Annotated in this window: 23 protein-coding genes, 2 tRNA genes and 1 pseudogene; 19 read left to right on the plus strand and 7 right to left on the minus strand. The window is 61.1% G+C overall.

Annotated features, from left to right (window positions below):
- Positions 1-152: 152 nt before the first annotated feature.
- Positions 153-891: pseudogene (locus BLR26_RS13035) on the plus strand (peptidase C39 family protein).
- A 22-nt stretch (positions 892-913) separates the two neighbouring features.
- On the opposite strand, the gene BLR26_RS13040 reads toward BLR26_RS13035, so the two are convergent.
- On the minus strand, positions 914-2,197 hold the full coding sequence (locus BLR26_RS13040) for an NAD(P)/FAD-dependent oxidoreductase (RefSeq protein WP_045194571.1): 1,284 nt from the start codon (positions 2,195-2,197) through the stop codon (positions 914-916).
- 186 nt (positions 2,198-2,383) lie between these two features.
- Here BLR26_RS13040 and BLR26_RS13045 point away from each other — a divergent pair.
- From BLR26_RS13045 to BLR26_RS13060, 4 genes are all read left to right on the plus strand, one after another.
- Positions 2,384-2,460, plus strand: a tRNA-Val gene (locus tag BLR26_RS13045).
- Between the two features lie 159 nt (positions 2,461-2,619).
- Positions 2,620-2,696: transfer RNA gene (locus tag BLR26_RS13050), tRNA-Val, on the plus strand.
- 155 nt (positions 2,697-2,851) lie between these two features.
- Positions 2,852-3,424 (plus strand): SPOR domain-containing protein, encoded by a 573-nt coding sequence (locus BLR26_RS13055; protein WP_093381124.1) that lies wholly within the window; start codon positions 2,852-2,854, stop codon positions 3,422-3,424.
- Between the two features lie 135 nt (positions 3,425-3,559).
- A complete protein-coding gene (locus BLR26_RS13060; protein WP_093381127.1) occupies positions 3,560-3,985 on the plus strand; it encodes an HD domain-containing protein in 426 nt (141 codons plus the stop codon).
- Positions 3,986-3,988: 3 nt separating this feature from the next.
- Here the strand turns inward: BLR26_RS13060 and BLR26_RS13065 are convergent, their stop codons facing one another.
- From BLR26_RS13065 to BLR26_RS13075, 3 genes are all read right to left on the minus strand, one after another.
- A complete protein-coding gene (locus BLR26_RS13065; protein ID WP_045194565.1) occupies positions 3,989-4,681 on the minus strand; it encodes an endonuclease in 693 nt (230 codons plus the stop codon).
- A gap of 6 nt (positions 4,682-4,687) precedes the next feature.
- Positions 4,688-4,957 carry a DUF1654 domain-containing protein gene (locus BLR26_RS13070; RefSeq protein ID WP_045194563.1) on the minus strand — a complete coding sequence of 90 codons (270 nt, stop codon included), beginning with the start codon at positions 4,955-4,957 and terminating at the stop codon, positions 4,688-4,690.
- 165 nt (positions 4,958-5,122) lie between these two features.
- Complete coding sequence (locus BLR26_RS13075; protein WP_045194561.1) at positions 5,123-6,211, minus strand: asparaginase; 1,089 nt, start codon at positions 6,209-6,211, stop codon at positions 5,123-5,125.
- Positions 6,212-6,546: 335 nt separating this feature from the next.
- Between BLR26_RS13075 and BLR26_RS13080 the strand changes: the two genes are divergently transcribed.
- From BLR26_RS13080 to BLR26_RS13110, 7 genes are all read left to right on the plus strand, one after another.
- Positions 6,547-7,506: a sugar ABC transporter substrate-binding protein gene (locus BLR26_RS13080; RefSeq protein WP_093381130.1), complete on the plus strand. Its 960-nt coding sequence runs from the start codon at positions 6,547-6,549 to the stop codon at positions 7,504-7,506.
- A 47-nt stretch (positions 7,507-7,553) separates the two neighbouring features.
- Positions 7,554-9,104: a sugar ABC transporter ATP-binding protein gene (locus tag BLR26_RS13085; protein ID WP_093381133.1), complete on the plus strand. Its 1,551-nt coding sequence runs from the start codon at positions 7,554-7,556 to the stop codon at positions 9,102-9,104.
- Positions 9,101-10,093: an ABC transporter permease gene (locus tag BLR26_RS13090; RefSeq protein WP_093381135.1), complete on the plus strand. Its 993-nt coding sequence runs from the start codon at positions 9,101-9,103 to the stop codon at positions 10,091-10,093. The genes BLR26_RS13085 and BLR26_RS13090 overlap by 4 nt, the downstream gene beginning before the upstream one ends.
- Before the next feature lie 4 nt (positions 10,094-10,097).
- Positions 10,098-11,120 (plus strand): LacI family DNA-binding transcriptional regulator, encoded by a 1,023-nt coding sequence (locus tag BLR26_RS13095; RefSeq protein ID WP_093381139.1) that lies wholly within the window; start codon positions 10,098-10,100, stop codon positions 11,118-11,120.
- 14 nt (positions 11,121-11,134) lie between these two features.
- Positions 11,135-12,043: a ribokinase gene (gene rbsK, locus BLR26_RS13100; RefSeq protein ID WP_093381142.1), complete on the plus strand. Its 909-nt coding sequence runs from the start codon at positions 11,135-11,137 to the stop codon at positions 12,041-12,043.
- Positions 12,040-12,444, plus strand: a complete 405-nt coding sequence (rbsD, locus tag BLR26_RS13105) for a D-ribose pyranase (RefSeq protein ID WP_045194548.1) — start codon at positions 12,040-12,042, stop codon at positions 12,442-12,444. Before rbsK ends, rbsD begins: the two co-directional genes overlap by 4 nt.
- Positions 12,445-12,516: 72 nt before the next feature.
- Complete coding sequence (locus BLR26_RS13110; RefSeq protein ID WP_371128643.1) at positions 12,517-13,488, plus strand: nucleoside hydrolase; 972 nt, start codon at positions 12,517-12,519, stop codon at positions 13,486-13,488.
- Here BLR26_RS13110 and BLR26_RS13115 read toward each other — a convergent pair.
- Complete coding sequence (locus tag BLR26_RS13115) at positions 13,460-13,669, minus strand: hypothetical protein (protein ID WP_045195702.1); 210 nt, start codon at positions 13,667-13,669, stop codon at positions 13,460-13,462. The two genes, BLR26_RS13110 and BLR26_RS13115, sit on opposite strands and share 29 nt — an antisense overlap.
- A 192-nt stretch (positions 13,670-13,861) precedes the next feature.
- On the opposite strand from BLR26_RS13115, the gene BLR26_RS13120 reads away from it, so the two are divergent.
- A complete protein-coding gene (locus BLR26_RS13120; protein ID WP_093381147.1) occupies positions 13,862-14,164 on the plus strand; it encodes a hypothetical protein in 303 nt (100 codons plus the stop codon).
- 130 nt (positions 14,165-14,294) lie between these two features.
- Complete coding sequence (locus BLR26_RS13125) at positions 14,295-14,612, plus strand: I78 family peptidase inhibitor (RefSeq protein WP_093381150.1); 318 nt, start codon at positions 14,295-14,297, stop codon at positions 14,610-14,612.
- 131 nt (positions 14,613-14,743) lie between these two features.
- Here the strand turns inward: BLR26_RS13125 and BLR26_RS13130 are convergent, their stop codons facing one another.
- Positions 14,744-14,956, minus strand: coding sequence for a cold-shock protein (locus tag BLR26_RS13130; RefSeq protein WP_007956027.1), 213 nt, complete (start codon positions 14,954-14,956; stop codon positions 14,744-14,746).
- A gap of 163 nt (positions 14,957-15,119) precedes the next feature.
- On the minus strand, positions 15,120-15,422 hold the full coding sequence (locus BLR26_RS13135; RefSeq protein WP_082075393.1) for a hypothetical protein: 303 nt from the start codon (positions 15,420-15,422) through the stop codon (positions 15,120-15,122).
- A 384-nt stretch (positions 15,423-15,806) separates the two neighbouring features.
- Between BLR26_RS13135 and thrS the strand changes: the two genes are divergently transcribed.
- The 5 genes from thrS (at position 15,807) to pheS (ending at position 20,042) form a co-directional block, all read left to right on the plus strand.
- Positions 15,807-17,729, plus strand: a complete 1,923-nt coding sequence (thrS, locus tag BLR26_RS13140) for a threonine--tRNA ligase (RefSeq protein ID WP_045194537.1) — start codon at positions 15,807-15,809, stop codon at positions 17,727-17,729.
- The gene (gene infC / locus BLR26_RS13145) at positions 17,729-18,280 is read left to right on the plus strand and encodes a translation initiation factor IF-3 (protein ID WP_174242331.1); all 552 of its coding nucleotides are present in this window, start codon (positions 17,729-17,731) and stop codon (positions 18,278-18,280) included. The genes thrS and infC overlap by 1 nt, the downstream gene beginning before the upstream one ends.
- Before the next feature lie 60 nt (positions 18,281-18,340).
- Complete coding sequence (gene rpmI, locus BLR26_RS13150; protein WP_045194535.1) at positions 18,341-18,535, plus strand: 50S ribosomal protein L35; 195 nt, start codon at positions 18,341-18,343, stop codon at positions 18,533-18,535.
- Between the two features lie 29 nt (positions 18,536-18,564).
- A complete protein-coding gene (gene rplT / locus BLR26_RS13155) occupies positions 18,565-18,921 on the plus strand; it encodes a 50S ribosomal protein L20 (protein ID WP_010222414.1) in 357 nt (118 codons plus the stop codon).
- A 104-nt stretch (positions 18,922-19,025) separates the two neighbouring features.
- Positions 19,026-20,042: a phenylalanine--tRNA ligase subunit alpha gene (gene pheS / locus BLR26_RS13160; RefSeq protein WP_038994580.1), complete on the plus strand. Its 1,017-nt coding sequence runs from the start codon at positions 19,026-19,028 to the stop codon at positions 20,040-20,042.
- Positions 20,043-20,058: the final 16 nt, after the last annotated feature.

The raw sequence follows: 20,058 nt of genomic DNA on the forward strand, positions 1-20,058 counted from the left end.
CTCAAATCCGCGCCAAGGCAACGAGGCTCGCCACGCGGACACGTCTTCAGTCTAGCCCGTTGCAGGTTGCAGGCTATTGACCGATGGTCTAGAGGCTTGGGCCGCTTTGTTCTAAGCCTGCAACGGGCTATACCCACGGCGCGCGCCAGCCTATGATCAGCGCTCAGGGCCGGGCAGTGGCTGCCGGCCGTCATCGAGCGAGTGTTCATGCCTGCACCGACTTCCCTAACCGCCTTCACCCCGCGCCGCCTGCTGCTGGCCTGTGCGCTCGGCCTGGCCCTGGCCGGCTGTGCCAGCCAGCCGCCATCCCAGCTGAAAAACCTGCCGCAACGGGTCGAGATCGGCTCGGTGCCTTTCTACCGTGGCGAAGCCAACCAGAGCGCCTCGATGGCCCTGGCGGCCTTGCTCTCGCAACAGGGGGTGCGCATCACTCCGGGGCTGCTCGACAAATCGCTGGGCCTGCCACAGCACATCGACCAGCTTGAGCAGGCGATCCCGCGGGTGGGCCGCGAGTACGGCATGGTCGTGTATCCGCTCGAACCACGCCTGGACGCCTTGCTGGCGCAGGTAGCGGCGGGCAACCCGGTGTTGCTGCGCTTTCAGCAAGGTTCGACGTTCTGGAGCGAGCCACGCTATGCCTTGCTGGTCGGCTATGACCGTTACAAGCAGCGGGTATTGTTGCGGGCGGGGATGAACCGGCGCCTGCTGATGGAGTTCGATGACTTCGAATCAGTCTGGCAAAAGCAGGGGAGTTGGGCGGTGCTGGTGCAGCAGCCGGGCCAGTTGCCGGCCCAGGTTGACCGTCAGCGCTGGCTGAAAGCGGCCAATGACCTGGCCCAGGCGGGCCAGGAACAAGCGGCCCGGCAGGCCGTCAGCGCCCTGGGGCAGTGACGGCGCGAGCCGGGCAGGGGGCTTAGAAGCCCAGGCGATCGCGCAGGCTGTAGTACCAGGCGCCCAGCGCGCTGAACGGTACACGCAGCAGTTGGCCACCCGGGAACGGGTAGTGCGGCAGCTCGGCGAAGGCATCGAAACGCTCGGCTTGGCCACGCAGAGCCTCGGCCAGCACCTTGCCCGCCAGGTGGGTGTAGGTGACGCCGTGGCCACTGCAACCCTGGGAGTAATAGATGTTGTCGCCCAGGCGGCCCACTTGCGGCAGGCGCGACAGGGTCAGCAGGAAGTTGCCGGTCCAGGCGTAGTCGATCTTCACGTCCTTGAGCTGCGGGAAGGCCTTGAGCATTTTCGGGCGGATGATCGCTTCGATGTTGGCCGGGTCGCGCGCACCGTACACCACGCCACCGCCGAAGATCAGGCGCTTGTCGCCGGTTAGGCGGTAGTAGTCGAGCAGGTAGTTGCAGTCTTCGACGCAGTAGTCTTGCGGCAGCAGGCTGCGCGCAAGCTCTTCGCCCAGCGGCTCGGTGGTGATCACCTGGGTGCCGCACGGCATCGACTTGGCGGCAAGTTCCGGCACCAGGCCGCCGAGGTAGGCGTTACCGGCAACGATGATGAACTTGGCGCGTACTTTACCTTGTGGGGTGTGCACCACCGGGTTGGCACCGCGCTCGATGCGGATGGCCGGCGATTGCTCGTAGATCTTGCCGCCCAGCGACTCGACCGCGGCAGCTTCGCCCAGGGCCAGGTTCAGCGGGTGGATGTGGCCGCCGCTCATGTCGAGCATGCCGCCGATGTACTGGTCGCAATCGACCACTTCACGGATGCGCTTCTGGTCCATCAGCTCCAGCTGGGTGTGGCCGAAGCGTTCCCACAGGCGCTTTTGCGATTCCAGGTGGCCCATCTGCTTGGGCGTCAGGGCGGCGAACACGCCACCGTCTTTAAGGTCGCACTGGATGTTGTATTTGGCCACGCGCTCACGGATGATGCGCCCGCCTTCAAAGGCCATGTGGCCCAGCAGTTGTGCCTGCTTGGGGCCGACGGTGCGTTCAATGACGTCGATGTCGCGGCTATAGCTGTTGACGATCTGGCCGCCGTTGCGGCCCGAGGCGCCAAAGCCGACCTTGGCAGCTTCCAGCACGGTGACCTTGAAGCCGCTCTCCAGCAGGAACAGGGCGCTGGACAGGCCGGTATAGCCGGCGCCGATCACGCAGACATCGGTCTGTACCTCTTCCTGCAGCGCCGGGCGCGGCGGAACCGGATTGGCCGATGCGGCGTAGTAGGACTGAGGGTAGGGGGTATTGGCCATGCTGCGAAACCTCTGTTTTATATTTTTTACGACTGTACCGATGCTATCAATAATAATAAACACCCGCTAGTCGTGTGTTGAAAATCCTTTACCCCGGCTTTTGGCAAATACTTTTGATATTCAGTGGCTTAGCGTTAAAAAAAGAGTTGACACCTTTCGGCGATTGGGTAGAATGCGCCCCACAGCAGGCACATAGCTCAGTTGGTTAGAGCACCACCTTGACATGGTGGGGGTCGTTGGTTCGAATCCAATTGTGCCTACCAAATCAAATCCGCCCCTGCTGGCGGTACACAAAAAGGCGATCCGCGAGGGTCGCCTTTTTTGTTTGCGGGCGTTTTTTGCCGGCAAAGCAAAGCTGCTGATTTTTTTATGAAATTTCGCTTTACGAAGGTTAAAGACCTGCGTATTATGCGCCCCACAGCAGGCACATAGCTCAGTTGGTTAGAGCACCACCTTGACATGGTGGGGGTCGTTGGTTCGAATCCAATTGTGCCTACCAAACAAATCCACACTGCTGTGTGGTAACAAAAAGGGCGATCCGCAAGGGTCGCCCTTTTTGCATTTCAGCTGTAGGAGCGGGCTTACCCCGCGATAGGGCCCTAAAGGCCAGCCAAGAATGCTAAAATCCGCCGCTTGCATTCAGGAGATAGACGCGTGCGCAAAGTGGCGGTGGTAATGGCGGTGCTGGCTCTGGCCGGTTGCGAAAACGAAGTCGAAGGCGTGCACAAGCAGGTGGCCGAACACCTGCAGAACCCCAAGACAGCCAAGTTCGCCAACGTGCGATTCGACCAGCAAGGCATTATTTGCGGCCAGGTGCGCGGCAAGGACGACGCCGGCGTGTTCGTGCCGTATCGCAGCTACGTGGCGATCAAGCAGGCCGCGGGCGACTATCAGCTCATTATTGCCGACCAGGGCAGCAACCTGGCCATTCGCGAAAAATGCGGTGGCGCCGACCTGCAGCGCGCCGCCGACGCTGCGGCAGACAAACCTGCGCCCCAAGGCTGGGATGTCGAGATCGTCCAGGGCGCGAACATGGGCGCCCTCAGCGACATGACTGCACGCCTGATCGAAAAGCAGATCCCGTCCTCAGTGGTCTACCGCAACGGCAAGCCGGTGGTGCTGCTCGGCCCTTATCCCGACAAGGCGCAAGCCGAGGCGCAGCAAGCCGATGTCATGGCACGCCTGGGCACCGACTCGATCGTCATCCAGCACGACGCCCCGCGCTAGTTTATTAAGGTCGAGAGTTATGAGGGCGAGGTATTCATTCTCAACTGATTGACTATGCTATGCGTGACGGTGAGTTGATCGATGTCTACAGCATGGCGCGTCTACGACGCCAGCCGCGCTGAGCAGGAGGGCCATATGTCTACGCTGGAGCGGGCCATTGCGGTTGCGGCGAGGGCACATGAAGGGCAGCGCGATAAAGGCGGAACGGCCTATATCCTCCACCCGTTGCGGGTGATGCTGAGGGTGTCGACGGCCGAGCAGCGCATTGTCGCGGTGCTGCACGACGTGCTCGAGGATTCACCGATGACCCTCTCTGACCTTGCCCGCGAAGGCTTCGCCCTGAAGATCCTGGCCGCCGTGCAGGCGCTGAGCCGGCGCGATGACGAAAGCTACGAAGCCTTCGTGGTGCGGGTCGGCGATGATCCGCTGGCGCGGGTGGTCAAGCTGGCTGATCTGGCCGACAACAGCGACCTGTCGCGCATCCCCATGCCCGGCCCCGATGACATCGCCCGCCTGGCCCGTTACCAGCAGGCCAGCGCCTACCTGCAGGCGCTGGCCTGAGCCTCAACCGCAGGCGCTGAGGTTGACCGGGCCGACGAACTCGTTGCCATGGCCCATCACGCAAGCCACCCGCTGGTTGCGCTGGCGCTCCCAGGGCTGCGGCGGGTAGGTCTTGTTCCAGGCTTCGTACAGCTGGCGGTCCTGTTTCGACAGCTTGAGGCTGTACTGCTTGCTCATATAAAAGTAGGTGCGCGCAATCATGCCGCGAATGGACGGCCGCGGCATGACCTTCTTGGCTTTGAAGTCCACCTGGGTCAGGCATGAGCCATATTGCCCGCGCTGCTCGGGCAGCCAGCCAAAACTGAAGTTGCTGCGATCGCCATTGACCTCGCCAATGCTCGGCACCAGGTTGTGCAGGTCGGCCTCGGCGCGCTGGTAGACCTTGTCATTGCGCGAACAATTTTTGCGCCCGCCGCTTTGCCAGCACTGGCGCTGGTGGCCGATCTGCCAGGCCGGGACGATATGCTCCCACTCGATGCGCGAGGCGCGATTGGCATTTTTGCGCGGCACATACCCGCAGGCCTGCAAATCGACCTTGTTGCCGTTGTATTTGCAGCCGCAATAAAACTCGGTGGACTGCGGCGCATACAAACGCCAGGCGACCTTCTTGGCTTCGCTGAAGGTGCGCGGTGCATCGGCGTGGGCGGTGGTGACACTGAACAACAAACAAGCTACTGCAAAAACCGGAAATCTCATGCGCTTTCAATCTTCCTTCGGCACAACCCAGAAAATCTGCACGCCACCGTCATCGCGGTAGGCGAGGGTGACGTTGTCGTTCTCGGCGATTTCGTCGAGCAGGGTGGCCCAGTCTTCAGGCGTTTCGTGCTCCAGGCGGAAGATCAGCGCGGCCCGGGCTTTTTGTGCGGTGGGGGAATTGATGATTTTCTGGATGCGGGTGCCCAGTTGCTCGTAGCTGCTGGCAGGGGCGGAAGTGGTGGCCACAAAGCGTTCCTTTTTTAGCTGTATGCGCATACAGTATTTTACTGTAAGCAATTTCGCAACAGCTCGTCGGTGAAAGAGCGCATGTGACCGCAAACCGCGCGGTTTGCTGCGGTCTGTTTAAAGTATTTTTTGCCAGGGTAGGGGAAGCAGACTTGCCCGTCCTACAGGGCGGGCAAGCGCTTGGGGGCTACTTGATCAGTATTCCCAGAAGATCCGCTGCAGCTCTTTGCTGTCCTGGGTCTTGGTCATTGCAACCATGGCCAGGATCCGGGCTTTTTGCGGGTTCAGGTCGTGGGCGACGACGAAGTCGTTCTTGTCGTCAGGCTGCTCGGCGTTGCGCAGCACGAAGCCGCCGGCATTGACGTGGGACGAGCGAATGATCTGCACGCCTTGCTTGCGCAGGTCGATCAGGGTCGGGGCTACTTTAGAAGACACCGAGCCATTGCCGGTACCGGCGTGGATGATCGCCTTGGCGCCATTTTGTGCCAGGGCCTTGTAGGCGGTGTCGGTGACGTTGCCGTAACCGTAGGCGATGTCGACCGCAGGCAGGCTGCTGATTTTCTTGATGTCGAATTCCGAGTCTACGGTGTGACGCTTGGCCGGCAGGCGGAACCAGTAGGACTTGCCTTCGACGACCATGCCCAGCGGGCCCCATTGGCTCTTGAAGGCTTCGGTCTTGATGTTCACCGATTTGCTGACGTCGCGACCCGACTGGATCTCGTCGTTCATGGTGACCAGCACGCCCTTGCCGCGCGAGTCCTTGTTGCTGGCAACAGCCACGGCGTTGTACAGGTTGAGCATGCCGTCAGCCGACATGGCGGTGCCTGGGCGCATGGAGCCGACTACGACGATTGGCTTGTCGGTTTTTTCTACCAGGTTGAGGAAGTAGGCGGTCTCTTCCAGGGTGTCGGTACCGTGGGTGATGACGATGCCGTCGACATCCTTGCTGTCGGCAAGCTCGGCAACGCGCTTGCCCAGTTGCAGCAGGTTTTCGTTGCTGATGCTTTCGGAAGCGATCTGCAGCACTTGTTCGCCGCGCACATTGGCCAGTGTGGCCAGTTCCGGAACGCCGGCGATCAGCTTGTCGACACCGACCTTGGCGGCCTGGTAGGTGGCGCTGTTGGCGGTGCTGGCGCCGGCGCCGGCGATGGTGCCACCGGTGGCGAGGATCACCACGTTGGCCAGTTTCTGTTGGTTTTCGACTTCCTTGGCGTTGACGCCTGCGGGCAGTAACAGCAGCAGGGCCAAAGCGCCCGGAACGAAGGAATTAAGCGCAGCTTTCATCGTTGATCTCTCTTGTGTCTGGAGTTCGCTGTGTAACGCGCTAACAGAGGCAGATTCCGTACCAGAACAGCCGTTCGTCGGTTTTCATCTTCAATCTATTGATTTTCATGGGCTCAGAGCGCTCGGGAAAACGTCGGTAAAGCATTTTCCTATTCGGAATTCCGAATATTGTGTACAAGAGGTGTTCGGTTTTCCGGTTATTTTTAGGATAATTCCTACGTGCGCTTTCCAAATGGTCTGCGGCAGCGGATTTGACAAAATTTGGTTACGTTTTCATAGTGAGTTAACGCAAACGTTTGCGGCCCGATAAAAATCATAAGATCCGGAGTAAACCCATGAAGCTGCCCTTTGCTGGACGCCTGCTGGCGCTCGCCGTACTTTCCTCACTGTCCCTCGCCACACCCGTTTCCCACGCCCTGGCCGACGACGCCAAGCCGAAAGTCGCGCTGGTTATGAAATCGTTGGCCAATGAGTTCTTCCTGACCATGGAAGACGGCGCCAAGGCCTACCAGAAAGACCACGCCAATGAATTCGACCTGGTGTCCAACGGCATCAAGGACGAGACCGACTCCAGTAACCAGATCCGTATCGTCGAGCAGATGATTGTTTCCGGGGTCAACGCCCTGGTCATCGCTCCGGCCGACTCCAAGGCCCTGGTGCCGGTGGTGAAAAAGGCCATGGATGCCGGCATCACCGTGATCAACATCGACAACCGCCTCGACCCCGAGGTGCTCAAGAGCAAGCACCTCAGCGTGCCGTTCGTAGGCCCCGACAACCGCAAGGGCGCGCGGCTGGTCGGTGAATACCTGGCCAAGCAGAAGCTCAAGGCAGGCGATCAGGTGGCCATTATCGAAGGCGTCTCGACCACCACCAACGCCCAGCAGCGCACTGCCGGCTTCAAGGATGCAATGGAAGCGGCGCAGATCAAGGTGGTCTCGGTGCAATCGGGCGACTGGGAAATTGCCAAGGGCAATGCCGTCGCCGCCTCCCTGCTCAACGCCAACCCCAACCTCAAGGCTCTGCTGGCCGGCAACGACAGCATGGCCCTGGGCGCTGTATCGGCGGTGCGCGCCGCAGGCAAGGCCGGCCAGGTGCAGGTGGTCGGCTACGACAACATCAACGCCATCAAGCCGATGCTCAAGGACGGTCGCGTGCTTGCCACCGCCGACCAGTACGCCGCCAAGCAAGCGGTGTTCGGCATCGAGGCGGCGCTGAAGATGCTCAAGGGTGAGAAAACCGATGTCGACGCCGACAACGTCATCCAGACCCCGGTCGAGCTGGTTACCCAACCCTAGTCGCAGCGTGCGCGCCTGCCACGGGGTGGGCGCCAGGAGAACAGGCAATGTCAGCGACTGCGGATGTCGTACTTTCAGTCAGCGCCATCGGCAAGACCTACGCGCAGCCGGTGCTCGGTGATATCGAGCTGAGCCTGCGGCGGGGCGAAGTGCTGGCCCTGACCGGTGAAAACGGCGCGGGCAAGAGCACCCTGTCGAAGATCATCGGCGGCCTCGAATGGCCCACCACCGGTCATATGCTTTACCAGGGCCAGCCGTACCAGCCCGGCAGCCGCGCCGCGGCCGAGCGTTTGGGCGTGCGCATGGTCATGCAGGAGCTCAACCTGCTGCCGACCCTGACCGTGGCCGAGAACCTGTTTCTCGACAACTTGCCCGGGCGCGCCGGCTGGATCAACCGCAAACGCCTGCGCCAACTGGCGGTGGCGGCCATGGCCCAGGTCGGCCTGGATGCCATCGACCCGGACACCCCGGTGGGCGAGCTGGGCATCGGCCATCAGCAGATGGTCGAGATTGCCCGCAACCTGATTGGCGACTGCCATGTGCTGATTTTCGATGAGCCGACGGCGATGCTCACCGCCCGCGAGGTGGAGCTGCTGTTTACCCAGATCGAGCGCCTGCAGCAGCGCGGCGTGGCCATCGTCTACATCTCCCATCGCCTCGAAGAACTCAAGCGCATCGCCCAGCGCATTGCCGTGCTGCGCGATGGCAAGCTGGTGTGCGTCGAGCCGATGCAGCGCTACAACAGCGAGCAACTGGTCAACCTGATGGTCGGTCGCGAGCTGGGCGAGCATATCGATTTGGGCGTGCGCAACATCGGCGCGCCGATCCTCAAGGTCAACGGCCTCGGCCGTAGCGACAAGGTCAAGGACGTCTCGTTCGAGGTGCGCAGCGGCGAGATCTTCGGCATCTCCGGCCTGATCGGCGCCGGGCGCACCGAGCTGCTGCGGCTGATCTATGGCGCCGACAGCGCCGACAGCGGCACTATCGAGCTGGGCAATCCTTTGCGTGAAGTGCGCGTCGATTCGCCGGTGGCGGCGGTGCGTCAGGGCATTGCCCTGATCACTGAAGACCGCAAGGGCGAAGGCCTGCTGCTGAGCCAGTCGATCAGCGCCAATATCGCCCTGGGCAACCTGCCGGCGATTTCCCGCGCCGGCATCGTTAACAGCGGCGCCGAGCGCGAACTGGCCGAACGGCAGATCGCCGCCATGCGCATCCGCAGTTCCAGCCCCGAGCAGGTGGTCGGCGAGTTGTCGGGCGGCAACCAGCAAAAGGTGGTGATCGGCCGCTGGCTGGAGCGCGACTGTTCGGTGCTGCTGTTCGATGAACCGACCCGCGGTATCGACGTCGGCGCCAAGTTCGACATCTATGGCCTGCTGGCCGAGCTTGCGCGCCAGGGCAAGGCGCTGGTGGTGGTGTCGAGCGACCTGCGCGAGCTGATGCTGATTTGCGACCGCATCGGTGTGCTCAGTGCCGGGCGCCTGATCGACACCTTCGAGCGCGACAGCTGGACCCAGGACCAACTATTGGCCGCAGCCTTTGCCGGCTATCAGAAACGTGATGCGTTGCTGCACGAAGCGGCGCCCAGGACAACCCCATGAAAACCACCCAACTGGACACCGCTGCCCCCAGCGCCAAGCGCAGCGGCAGCTACTACGGCCTCGGCACCTACCTGGGCCTGGCCGGCGCCTTGCTGGCGATGATCGTGCTGTTCTCGTTGTTGAGCAGCCACTTTTGGTCTTACGCCACCTTCAGCACCCTGGCCAACCAGATCCCCGACCTGATGGTGCTGGCGGTGGGCATGACCTTTGTGCTGATCATCGGCGGCATCGACCTGTCGGTGGGTTCGGTGCTGGCCCTGGCCGGTTCCGCGGTCAGTGTGGCGATGCTCGGCTGGGGCTGGAGCGTGATGCCGGCCGCCTTGCTCGGCATGGCTGTGGCGGCGCTGGCCGGCAGCATCACCGGCTCCATTACCGTGGTCTGGCGCATTCCGTCGTTTATCGTCTCGCTCGGCGTGCTGGAAATGGCCCGGGGCATGGCCTACCAGCTGACCGATTCGCGCACCGCTTACATCGGCGATGCCTTTGCCTGGCTGTCCAACCCGCTGGCTTTTGGCATCTCGCCGTCGTTCCTGATCGCCTTGCTGGTGATCATCCTCGCCCAGCTGGTGCTGACGCGCACGGTGTTCGGCCGCTACCTGATCGGCATTGGCACCAACGAAGAGGCGGTGCGCCTGGCCGGCATCGACCCGCGCCCGTACAAGATCCTGGTGTTCTCGCTGATGGGCCTGCTCGCAGGGCTGGCTGCGCTGTTCCAGATTTCCCGCCTGGAAGCCGCCGACCCCAACGCCGGCTCCGGCCTGGAGTTGCAAGTGATTGCTGCCGTGGTCATCGGCGGCACCAGCCTGATGGGCGGGCGCGGCTCGGTGATCAGCACCTTTTTTGGCGTGTTGATCATCTCGGTGCTGGCCGCAGGCCTGGCGCAGATCGGCGCTTCGGAGCCAACCAAACGCATTATTACCGGGGCGGTGATCGTCATCGCCGTGGTCCTCGACACCTACCGCAGCCGGCGCGCGCGCAGGCGGAACTGAAACAATGGCAACCATCAAAGATGTCGCGGCACTGGCGGGGATTTCCTACACCACCGTGTCGCATGTACTGAACAAGACCCGCCCGGTCAGCGAGCCGGTGCGCCTCAAGGTCGAAGCGGCGATCGCTGAGCTCGACTACGTGCCCAGCGCCGTAGCGCGCTCGCTCAAGGCGCGCAGCACCGCGACCATCGGCCTGCTGGTGCCCAACAGCGTCAACCCGTATTTCGCCGAGCTGGCCCGCGGCATCGAGGACGGCTGCGAGCGCAACGGCTACTGCGTGATCCTCTGCAACTCCGACGACAACCCGCAAAAGCAGCGCAGCTACCTGCGCGTGCTGCTGGAAAAACGCATCGACGGCCTGATCGTCGCCTCGGTCGGTGAAGACAACGACCTGCTCGACAGCCTGGCCAGCGTGCGCACGCCGATGGTCATCGTCGACCGCGCCCTGGAAGGTGTGGCCGCTGACCTGGTACGTATTGACCACGAACAGGGCGCTTATCTGGCGACCCGCCATCTGCTCGAGCTCGGCCATCGCGACATCGCCTGCATCGGCGGCCCGGCGACCACCAGCGTCGCCCAGCTGCGCCTGGCCGGTTTCCATCGGGCGCTGGCCGAAGCCGGGGTCAGCCCGCGCCAGGAGTGGCTGCTGAATAGCGAATTTACCAGTATCGGTGGCTATAGCGCGGCAGCGGCGCTGCTCGGAGGCGAGCGGCCGACGGCGATTTTTGCCGGCAACGACATGATCGGCATCGGCGTATTGCGCGCTGCCGCCGAACGCAACATCTGCGTGCCCAGCGAGCTGTCGGTGATCGGCTTCGACGATATCCAGATCAGCCAGTACGTATTCCCGGCGCTGACCACCGTTGGCCAGTCGATCCGCGAGCTGGGCGAGAGCGCCGCCGAACTGCTGCTGCGGCGCATCGCCGAGCCGCTGCGCGGCGCGCCAGAGCAGCGCATTGTTGCGCCGAGCATCGTCCTGCGCGAATCCACCGCGCCGCGCCCCGACCTTTTCAATGATTACCGCTGAGAACGAGCCCGCACATGCAAGCCAATGTAGTAGTGGTAGGTAGCCTGAACATGGACCTGGTGACGCGCGCCCAGCGCCTGCCGCGCGGCGGCGAAACCCTGGTGGGTGAGAGCTTCGTCACCGTGCCGGGTGGCAAGGGCGCCAATCAGGCGGTGGCGGCGGCGCGCCTGGGCGCGCAGGTGGCGATGGTCGGCTGCGTCGGTGATGATGCTTACGGCCAGCAACTGCGCCAGGCCCTGGCTGATGAGCAGATCGACTGCCAGGCAGTGAGCATCGCTGCCGGGGTGTCCAGTGGCGTGGCGCTGATCGTGGTTGATGCCGCCAGCCAGAACGCCATCGTCATTGTTGCTGGCGGCAATGGCCAGTTGCTGCCCGAATCAGTACAGCGCTTCGACGCCTTGTTGCAAAACGCCGAGGTGATCATCTGCCAGCTGGAAGTGCCGACGGCCACCGTCGCCTACACCCTTGAGCGGGGCAGGGCACTGGGCAAGACGGTGATCCTCAACCCGGCACCGGCCAGCGGCCCGCTGCCGGCCGAATGGTTTGCCCATATCGACTACCTGATCCCCAACGAAAGCGAAGCCGAGGCCCTGAGCGGGCTGCCGGTCAACGACCTGGACAGCGCCAAGGCGGCCGCCACGCATTTGTTGGCCATGGGCGTTGGCAAGGTCATCGTCACCCTCGGTGCCCAGGGCGCGCTGTTTGCCGATGGCCAGGTGTTCAGGCATTTCCCGGCGCCAGTGGTGCAGCCTGTGGACACCACAGCGGCCGGCGACACCTTTGTCGGCGGTTTCGCCGCGGCCCTGGCGCGTGGCGAAGCGCAGGGCGCGGCGATTGCCTTCGGCCAGCGCGCAGCGGCGTTGTCGGTCACCCGAGCCGGTGCGCAGCCTTCAATCCCGCACTTGAGCGAGCTACAGCCATGAAGAAGACGCCCTTGCTGAACATTGCCCTGTCGCGCCTGATCGCCTCCCTCGGCCATGGCGACATCCTGCTGATTGGCGATGCCGGTTTGCCGGTGCCGGCGGGGGTGGAACTGATCGACCTGGCGCTGACCCCGGGTATTCCGGATTTCGCCAGCACCCTGCGCATTGTGCTGACGGAAATGCAGGTCGAAAGCCACGTGCTGGCGGAGGAAATCCTTCAGCATCAGCCGCCGGGCCTGACCGCCGTCGAGCAGTTGACCGCCCAGGGCGAACTGGGCGCCCGACGCTTGCTCAGTCACGAAGAGTTCAAGCAGTTGAGCCGCAGTGCCCGCGCCATCGTGCGCACCGGCGAGTGCCAGCCCTACAGCAACATTGCCTTGGTTGCCGGGGTGACCTTCTAGCTGTTCCATCTGATCATAAGGACGTGTCTTATGTTGAGCTGTGCCAAACGTTTGCTCCAAGGAGTGTTGCTGATGTCCGTGCTTTCGGCGGGTGCCCAGGCGGCGCCCATTGACCTGATTATCGATACCGACCCCGGCGCTGACGACGTGGTGGCGCTGTTCCTGGCCATGGCTTCGCCAGATGAGCTGAAGATTCGCGCCATCACCACCGTGGCCGGCAACGTGCGACTCGAGAAGACCTCGCGCAATGCCCGCCTGTCCCGCGAATGGGCCGGGCGCGAAGACATTCCGGTATACGCCGGCGCGCCGAAACCGCTGGTGCGTACACCGATCTACGCCGCCGATATCCATGGCGAAGAAGGCTTGCCCGGGGTAACGGTCAGCGAGCCGCAGAAAGGGCTGGCCAACGGCAGTGCGGTGCGTTACCTGATCGACACCTTGAGCAGCGCCAAGCCGCACAGCATCACTATCGCCATGCTCGGCCCGCAGACCAACCTGGCTTTGGCGCTGATTGAAGCGCCTGAAATCGTCAATGGCATCAAGGAAGTGATCGTCATGGGCGGTGCCCACTTCAATGGCGGCAATATCACCCCGGTGGCCGAGTTCAACCTGTTCGCCGACCCTCACGCTGCCGAAGTAGTACTCAATAGCGGGGTCAAGCTCACCTACCTGCCGCTGGACGTCACCCACAAGGTGCTGACCAGCGAGGCGCGGCTCAAACAGATTGCCGACCTCAACAATGGGGCGAGCAAGCGCGTGGTGGATATCCTTAATGCCTACGTCAAGCAGGACATGAAGCACTACGGCATGCCTGGCGGCCCGGTGCATGACACCACGGTGATTGCCTACCTGCTCAAGCCCGAGCTGTTCCGCGGCCGCCAGGTGTTCATGCAGGTCGACAGCCGCGACGGCCCGACCTTCGGCCAGACCATTACCGACTGGTATGGCACCCTGAAAGAGCCGGGCAACGTCACCTGGATTACCGAGGGGGATGCCCAGGGCTTTTTTGATCTGCTCAGTGCCCGTCTGGCGCGTCTGCCATAACCGGCTGGCTGTAACGCTCAAAGACCTGGTCGACGTAGCTGCGTGCGTCGTCCGGGCCCAGGTCCTTGACCAGCAAGTCGAGGGCGATCAGCAGCAGTTCTTCGGCGCTGGCCGGGCTGTAGGCGCTCTGGCCCTCAGGCCATTTGACCTTGATGTCGGCATCGATGATGTGGCTTGTCATGAACATTCTCGAATGAAACCTGCGCGCGCTGTCGGTTCAAATGCCGGGCCCTGGCGTTTGAAGGGGAGGCTGGCCTGCGCTCCGCCGATAGCTGCAGTAAATCATGGCCGCCGCCTGCATCGCACTGCGACTTAGGCATAAGCGCAGGGGGCGTGGCAAACTATCGGTGTTTTAGCTTGCCGGGACAGCGCAGTGCAGATCGACCTCAACAACCCCAACGACTTTACCCTCGACAACGTCCGGGCCCTGCTGGTGGCCGGCAATGGTGCGGTTCACAACCAGCTGCGGGTCAATCACAAGGGCATCGCCTGGTTGTCCCAGGTCACCGGTGGTCGCGAACTGCAGGGCCTGTCCTTTCGTCTGGAAACCTGGGCGGCGGGCTCCGGTTGTGTCGGCCCGCAGGTGGCCGATGACGAGCGCTGGATACGCCAGGTGTACAACGCCCTGAGAAATAACTGGCCCAAACCTGCCAGCGATTACATCGACCTGTATTGAGCTTGCGCAAAATCCGGTCACGATTAGCCTTGGCCTGGAGCGCTCTGGCTCGGGCACAATGGTCCGGTTTTGCAACGAAAAACCAGGAGTGCTGTCACATAGGCAGCATTCAAGTATTTAAGGAGGATTCATGTTCCGCACGCGTGCATCATTGGTAAGCCTGTTGGCTGTCGCCGTATTGGCAGGTTGCAGCAGCACTGGCGGCTCTTCGTCGAAGGCCCCGCAGGCTGCTGCCAACACCGATGGCCGTTGCCAGGCCAGCGGCGCCGAGTTCGCCATCGGCAAGCCGGCCACCCCCGAGTTGCTCGAGCAGGCGCGTAAAGCCAGCGGCTCGCAACTGGCCCGTGTGCTCAAGCCTCACGACGTCATGACCCTGGAATACCGCTCCGAGCGCCTGAACCTCAACGCCGACGAACAAGGCGTGATCACCCGCGTAAACTGCGGCTAAAACGGTCTCTGTGGGAGCGGGCTTGACCCGCGATAGGGCCATTACTGGTTCTATCGCGGAGCAAGCCCGCTCCCAAATCCCAGGCACAAAAAAACCCGCCACAAGGACGGGTTTTTTTATTCGGTCAGATCTTACTCTGGACGAACTTGTGCAGCCTGCATGCCCTTCTGGCCTTTTTCGGCAACGAAGGAGACAGTCTGGCCTTCCTTCAGGCTTTTGAAACCGTCGGTTTCGATAGCCTTGAAGTGAACGAACAGGTCGTCGCCGCCACCTTGTGGAGTGATGAAGCCGAAGCCTTTCTCATCGTTGAACCATTTTACGGTGCCGGTTTGGCGATTAGACATGGGTGTATCTCCAGGAAACATGATTTTCAGTAGTGCGGTGTTGCCGAGGCCAACAGGGTGCACGCCGACCATCATAGTCTAATTATGGGCTTGTAGCCCCTTTTACCTTCGCAGATTGCTGATCTGGAGCAAATTAGCGATGGATAACTGGCCAAAGGCCCTATTATTTCGGGTTTTTCGGGCCGCAGACCGCTGCAATATTTTTTTGCGCGCGCTCCATTACTGCCGCATCAACGCCATCCTCCAGGGTATCCAGGTCTTTCATCTCTTTGTCGCTGAGATTTTTCTGGAGCACGTCTCCGGCGCATTTGCAGTGCTGTTCGGCTTTATCCTTTGCCAGGCCTTGCTTCTGCGCCTGCGCTACGCAGGTCGACTGGTAGTTGCCGGGCAGTTTGCCAGCATGGGCTCCCAACGGCAGCAGCAGGGCAGAGGCAGCCGCCAGGGCCAGAAGAGACTGAAGTCGCATAACCAAACACTCCTTGGGGTCGAGTCTCACAAGAGTAGGACGCTTCACAAACTCTGAGCGGAAAAAATCCGCGCAAGTTCACCGCCAAAGCTCAATTTGCGAATATTTCTGCCCAGCCGGTCAATCTGCCCGCAATCGCCCGAAAGCTTTGTGCTAGCATGCTGGCCTTGAGCTCGCCGCCGGCTGTTTCTTGCAGCTTGCAGCTTGCAGCTCCCAACTGTTTTTTTACTATTCCAGTCACTCTGGTTCGTTCCCTGGCAGGCCTTCGGGCTTCTGCCACTGTGAGGCAGGCTTTGCTTGTGCAAAGACAGGGGCGGATCGCGTACTGGCTCATCCCAACCCACGTGACCTTTGGTAGGGGTCACCACTAGGAGAGGAGGCGCCATGCCCATTATTACTCTTCCCGATGGCAGTCAACGTTCATTCGACAAGGCAGTTTCGGTTGCCGAAGTCGCCGCATCCATTGGTGCGGGCCTCGCCAAAGCCACCGTCGCCGGCAAGGTCGACGGCAAGCTGGTCGACGCCTGCGACCTGATCGAGAACGATGCCAGCCTGCAAATCATCACGCCCAAGGACGAAGAGGGGCTGGAGATCATCCGTCACTCGTGCGCCCACCTGGTCGGCCACGCGGTCAAGCAGCTGTACCCGACTGCGCGCATGGTCATCGGTCCGGTCATCGATGAAGGCTTCTATTACGACATCGCCTACGAGCGTCCTTTCACGCCCGAAGACATGGCGGCGATCGAACAGCGCATGCAGCAGCTGATCGACACCGAATACGACGTCATCAAAAAAGTCACTCCGCGCGCCGAAGTGATCGAAGTGTTCAAGGCCCGCGGCGAAGACTACAAGCTGCGCCTGGTCGAGGACATGCCGGATGAACAGGCCATGGGCCTGTACTACCACGAAGAATACGTCGACATGTGCCGCGGCCCGCACGTGCCGAACACCCGTTTCCTGAAATCCTTCAAGCTGACCAAGCTGTCCGGCGCCTACTGGCGCGGCGACGCTAAAAACGAGCAGCTGCAGCGCGTCTACGGCACCGCCTGGGCCGACAAGAAGCAGCTGGCTGCTTATATTCAGCGCATCGAAGAAGCAGAAAAACGCGACCACCGTAAAATCGGCAAGCGCCTGGGCCTGTTCCACCTCCAGGAAGAAGCGCCGGGCATGGTGTTCTGGCACCCGAACGGCTGGACCCTGTACCAGGTACTCGAGCAGTACATGCGCAAGGTTCAGCGCGACAACGGCTACCTGGAGATCAAGACTCCGCAGGTTGTTGACCGTTCGCTGTGGGAAAAGTCTGGCCACTGGGCCAACTACGCCGACAACATGTTCACCACCCAGTCGGAAAACCGCGACTACGCCATCAAGCCGATGAACTGCCCATGCCACGTGCAGGTGTTCAACCAGGGCCTGAAGAGCTACCGCGAGCTGCCGCTGCGTCTGGCCGAGTTCGGTGCCTGCCACCGTAACGAGCCGTCGGGCGCGCTGCACGGCATCATGCGCGTGCGTGGCTTTACCCAGGACGACGCGCACATCTTCTGCACCGAAGAGCAGATGCAGTCCGAATCCGCCGCCTTCATCAAGCTGACCATGGATGTCTACGCCGACTTCGGCTTCAAAGACATCGAAATGAAGCTCTCGACCCGCCCTGAAAAGCGCGTCGGTTCCGATGAGCTGTGGGATCGCGCCGAAGCCGCACTGGCCGCCGCCCTCGACAGCGCCGGCCTGCCGTACGACCTGCAGCCGGGCGAAGGGGCCTTCTACGGGCCGAAGATCGAGTTCTCGCTGAAGGATTGCCTTGGCCGCGTCTGGCAGTGTGGTACCCTGCAGCTCGACTTCAACCTGCCGATCCGTCTGGGCGCAGAATTCGTCTCCGAAGACAACGGCCGCAAGCATCCGGTGATGCTGCACCGTGCAATCCTCGGTTCGTTCGAGCGTTTCGTCGGAATTCTCATCGAGCATTACGAAGGTGCATTCCCGGCCTGGCTCGCGCCAACCCAGGCGGTGATCATGAATATCACCGACAAGCAGGCCGAATTCGCCCAGAATGTTGAAAAAACTCTCAATGAAAGCGGGTTCCGTGCCAAGTCCGACTTGAGAAATGAGAAAATCGGCTTTAAAATCCGCGAGCATACTTTGCTCAAGGTCCCTTACCTTTTGGTTATAGGGGATCGCGAAGTCGAAACGCAAACCGTCGCTGTGCGTACTCGTGAAGGCGCTGACCTGGGCTCGATGCCCGTCGCTCAATTCGCTGAATTCCTCGCTCAAGCGGTTTCCCGGCGTGGTCGCCAAGAATCGGAGTAATTACTATTAAGCGTGAAATGAGAAACGATAAACGAGCTGCACCGAAGGCCCCGATCAACGAGAATATCTCGGCACGCGAGGTTCGGTTAATTGGCGCTGACGGCGAGCAGATTGGCATCGTCTCGATTGATGAAGCGCTTCGTATCGCTGAAGAAGCGAAGCTGGACCTGGTAGAGATTTCTGCCGACGCAGTACCGCCTGTCTGCAAGGTCATGGACTACGGCAAGCACCTCTTCGAAAAGAAGAAGCAAGCTAACGAGGCCAAGAAGAATCAGAAGCAGGTCCAGATTAAAGAAATCAAGTTTCGTCCAGGGACGGAGGAGGGGGATTACCAGGTAAAACTACGCAACCTGGTACGTTTCCTGAGTGATGGGGACAGGGCCAAGATTTCCTTGAGATTTCGCGGTCGTGAGATGGCCCACCAGGAGCTGGGTATGGAACTGTTGAAGCGGGTCGAAACTGACCTTTTGGAATACGGTTCCGTCGAACAGCATCCTAAGATGGAAGGACGCCAGCTGATCATGGTCATCGCACCCAAGAAAAAGAAATAACCACCAGGGCACGGCAGGCCTTGCGGTTATGTTTATCAACTGAATGCGGAGTATCCGAACATGCCAAAAATGAAAACCAAAAGCGGTGCGGCCAAGCGTTTCTTGAAAACGGCTAACGGCATCAAGCACAAACACGCTTTCAAGAGCCACATCCTGACCAAAATGTCGACCAAGCGTAAGCGTCAACTTCGTGGTAGCAGCTTGCTGAACCCGTCGGACGTGGCAAAAGTCGAGCGCATGCTGCGCCTTCGTTAATTTTTGGTTCTAGATAGAGGAAGTTACTCATGGCTCGTGTAAAGCGTGGCGTCATCGCTCGTAAGCGTCACAAGAAAATTCTGAAACTGGCTAAAGGCTACTACGGCGCTCGCTCGCGCGTATTCCGTGTTGCCAAGCAAGCGGTCATCAAGGCAGGCCAATACGCCTACCGCGACCGTCGTCAGAAAAAACGTCAGTTCCGCGCTCTGTGGATCGCTCGTATCAACGCTGGTGCGCGTATCAACGGTCTGTCCTACAGCCGCCTGATCGCTGGCCTGAAAAAAGCGTCGATCGAAATCGACCGCAAGGTTCTGGCCGATCTGGCAGTGAACGAAAAAGCGGCGTTTGCTGCGATTGTCGAGAAAGCTAAAGCCTCGCTGGCTTAAGTACCCCCGACAATCACCAGGTGTCATTTCCGGCGCCTGGTGTTAAACGTCTTAATAGGGGAAGAGCCTGCGCTCTTCCCCTATTTCGTATCTGGAGTCTGTACATGGAAAACCTGGACGCGCTGGTCTCCCAAGCCCTGGAGGCCGTGGAACGCGCTGAAGACATCAATGCCCTGGAACAGATCCGGGTGCAATTCCTTGGCAAGAAAGGCGAACTGACCCAGGTGATGAAGACCCTGGGCAACCTGCCAGCCGAAGAGCGGCCGAAAGTCGGTGCGCTGATCAACGACGCCAAGGAACGCGTCACCGAGGTCCTCAACGCGCGCAAAGCGGCGTTTGAAGAGGCCGAGCTCAGCGCCCGACTGGCCGCCGAGTGCATTGATGTAACCTTGCCGGGCCGTGGCCAGACCTCCGGTGGTCTGCATCCGATCACCCGTACCCTGGAACGCATCGAGCAGTTCTTCACCCACATTGGCTACGGCATTGCCGAAGGCCCTGAGGTCGAAGACGACTACCACAACTTCGAAGCGCTCAACATTCCCGGCCACCACCCGGCCCGGGCAATGCACGACACCTTCTATTTCAATGCCAACATGCTGCTGCGTACCCACACCTCGCCGGTGCAGGTGCGGACCATGGAGTCCACTCAGCCGCCCATCCGCATTGTCTGCCCGGGCCGCGTTTACCGCTGCGACTCGGACCTGACCCACTCGCCGATGTTCCACCAGGTCGAAGGCCTGTTGATCGATCGCGACATCAATTTCGCCGACCTCAAAGGCACCATCGAAGAGTTCCTGCGGGTGTTCTTCGAAAAAGAGCTGGCGGTACGTTTCCGTCCGTCGTTCTTCCCCTTCACCGAGCCTTCGGCTGAAGTCGACATCCAGTGCGTGATCTGCAGCGGCAAAGGTTGCCGTGTGTGCAAGCAGACCGGCTGGCTGGAAGTCATGGGCTGCGGCATGGTTCACCCGAACGTGCTGCGCATGTCCGGCATCGACCCGGAAGAGTTCCAGGGCTTTGCCTTCGGCATGGGCGCCGAGCGCCTGGCCATGCTGCGTTACGGCGTCAACGATTTGCGCCTGTTCTTCGACAACGACTTGCGGTTCCTTGCGCAATTTCGCTAGGTCGCGCACCCGTAAC

The sequence above is a fragment of the Pseudomonas sp. UC 17F4 genome, from assembly GCF_900101695.1.
Classification (GTDB): domain Bacteria; phylum Pseudomonadota; class Gammaproteobacteria; order Pseudomonadales; family Pseudomonadaceae; genus Aquipseudomonas.

What these genes read in the sequence shown, in the direction of transcription:
- BLR26_RS13040 (WP_045194571.1), bottom strand. Translation starts at nt 2,197, where the DNA reads ATGGCCAATACCCCCTACCCTCAGTCCTACTACGCCGCATCGGCCAAT.
- BLR26_RS13060 (WP_093381127.1), top strand. Translation starts at nt 3,560, where the DNA reads ATGTCTACGCTGGAGCGGGCCATTGCGGTTGCGGCGAGGGCACATGAA.
- BLR26_RS13065 (WP_045194565.1), bottom strand. Translation starts at nt 4,681, where the DNA reads ATGAGATTTCCGGTTTTTGCAGTAGCTTGTTTGTTGTTCAGTGTCACC.
- BLR26_RS13070 (WP_045194563.1), bottom strand. Translation starts at nt 4,957, where the DNA reads ATGCGCATACAGCTAAAAAAGGAACGCTTTGTGGCCACCACTTCCGCC.
- BLR26_RS13075 (WP_045194561.1), bottom strand. Translation starts at nt 6,211, where the DNA reads ATGAAAGCTGCGCTTAATTCCTTCGTTCCGGGCGCTTTGGCCCTGCTG.
- BLR26_RS13080 (WP_093381130.1), top strand. Translation starts at nt 6,547, where the DNA reads ATGAAGCTGCCCTTTGCTGGACGCCTGCTGGCGCTCGCCGTACTTTCC.
- BLR26_RS13085 (WP_093381133.1), top strand. Translation starts at nt 7,554, where the DNA reads ATGTCAGCGACTGCGGATGTCGTACTTTCAGTCAGCGCCATCGGCAAG.
- BLR26_RS13090 (WP_093381135.1), top strand. Translation starts at nt 9,101, where the DNA reads ATGAAAACCACCCAACTGGACACCGCTGCCCCCAGCGCCAAGCGCAGC.
- BLR26_RS13095 (WP_093381139.1), top strand. Translation starts at nt 10,098, where the DNA reads ATGGCAACCATCAAAGATGTCGCGGCACTGGCGGGGATTTCCTACACC.
- rbsK (WP_093381142.1), top strand. Translation starts at nt 11,135, where the DNA reads ATGCAAGCCAATGTAGTAGTGGTAGGTAGCCTGAACATGGACCTGGTG.
- rbsD (WP_045194548.1), top strand. Translation starts at nt 12,040, where the DNA reads ATGAAGAAGACGCCCTTGCTGAACATTGCCCTGTCGCGCCTGATCGCC.
- BLR26_RS13110 (WP_371128643.1), top strand. Translation starts at nt 12,517, where the DNA reads ATGTCCGTGCTTTCGGCGGGTGCCCAGGCGGCGCCCATTGACCTGATT.
- BLR26_RS13115 (WP_045195702.1), bottom strand. Translation starts at nt 13,669, where the DNA reads ATGACAAGCCACATCATCGATGCCGACATCAAGGTCAAATGGCCTGAG.
- BLR26_RS13125 (WP_093381150.1), top strand. Translation starts at nt 14,295, where the DNA reads ATGTTCCGCACGCGTGCATCATTGGTAAGCCTGTTGGCTGTCGCCGTA.
- BLR26_RS13130 (WP_007956027.1), bottom strand. Translation starts at nt 14,956, where the DNA reads ATGTCTAATCGCCAAACCGGCACCGTAAAATGGTTCAACGATGAGAAA.
- BLR26_RS13135 (WP_082075393.1), bottom strand. Translation starts at nt 15,422, where the DNA reads ATGCGACTTCAGTCTCTTCTGGCCCTGGCGGCTGCCTCTGCCCTGCTG.
- thrS (WP_045194537.1), top strand. Translation starts at nt 15,807, where the DNA reads ATGCCCATTATTACTCTTCCCGATGGCAGTCAACGTTCATTCGACAAG.
- rpmI (WP_045194535.1), top strand. Translation starts at nt 18,341, where the DNA reads ATGCCAAAAATGAAAACCAAAAGCGGTGCGGCCAAGCGTTTCTTGAAA.
- rplT (WP_010222414.1), top strand. Translation starts at nt 18,565, where the DNA reads ATGGCTCGTGTAAAGCGTGGCGTCATCGCTCGTAAGCGTCACAAGAAA.
- pheS (WP_038994580.1), top strand. Translation starts at nt 19,026, where the DNA reads ATGGAAAACCTGGACGCGCTGGTCTCCCAAGCCCTGGAGGCCGTGGAA.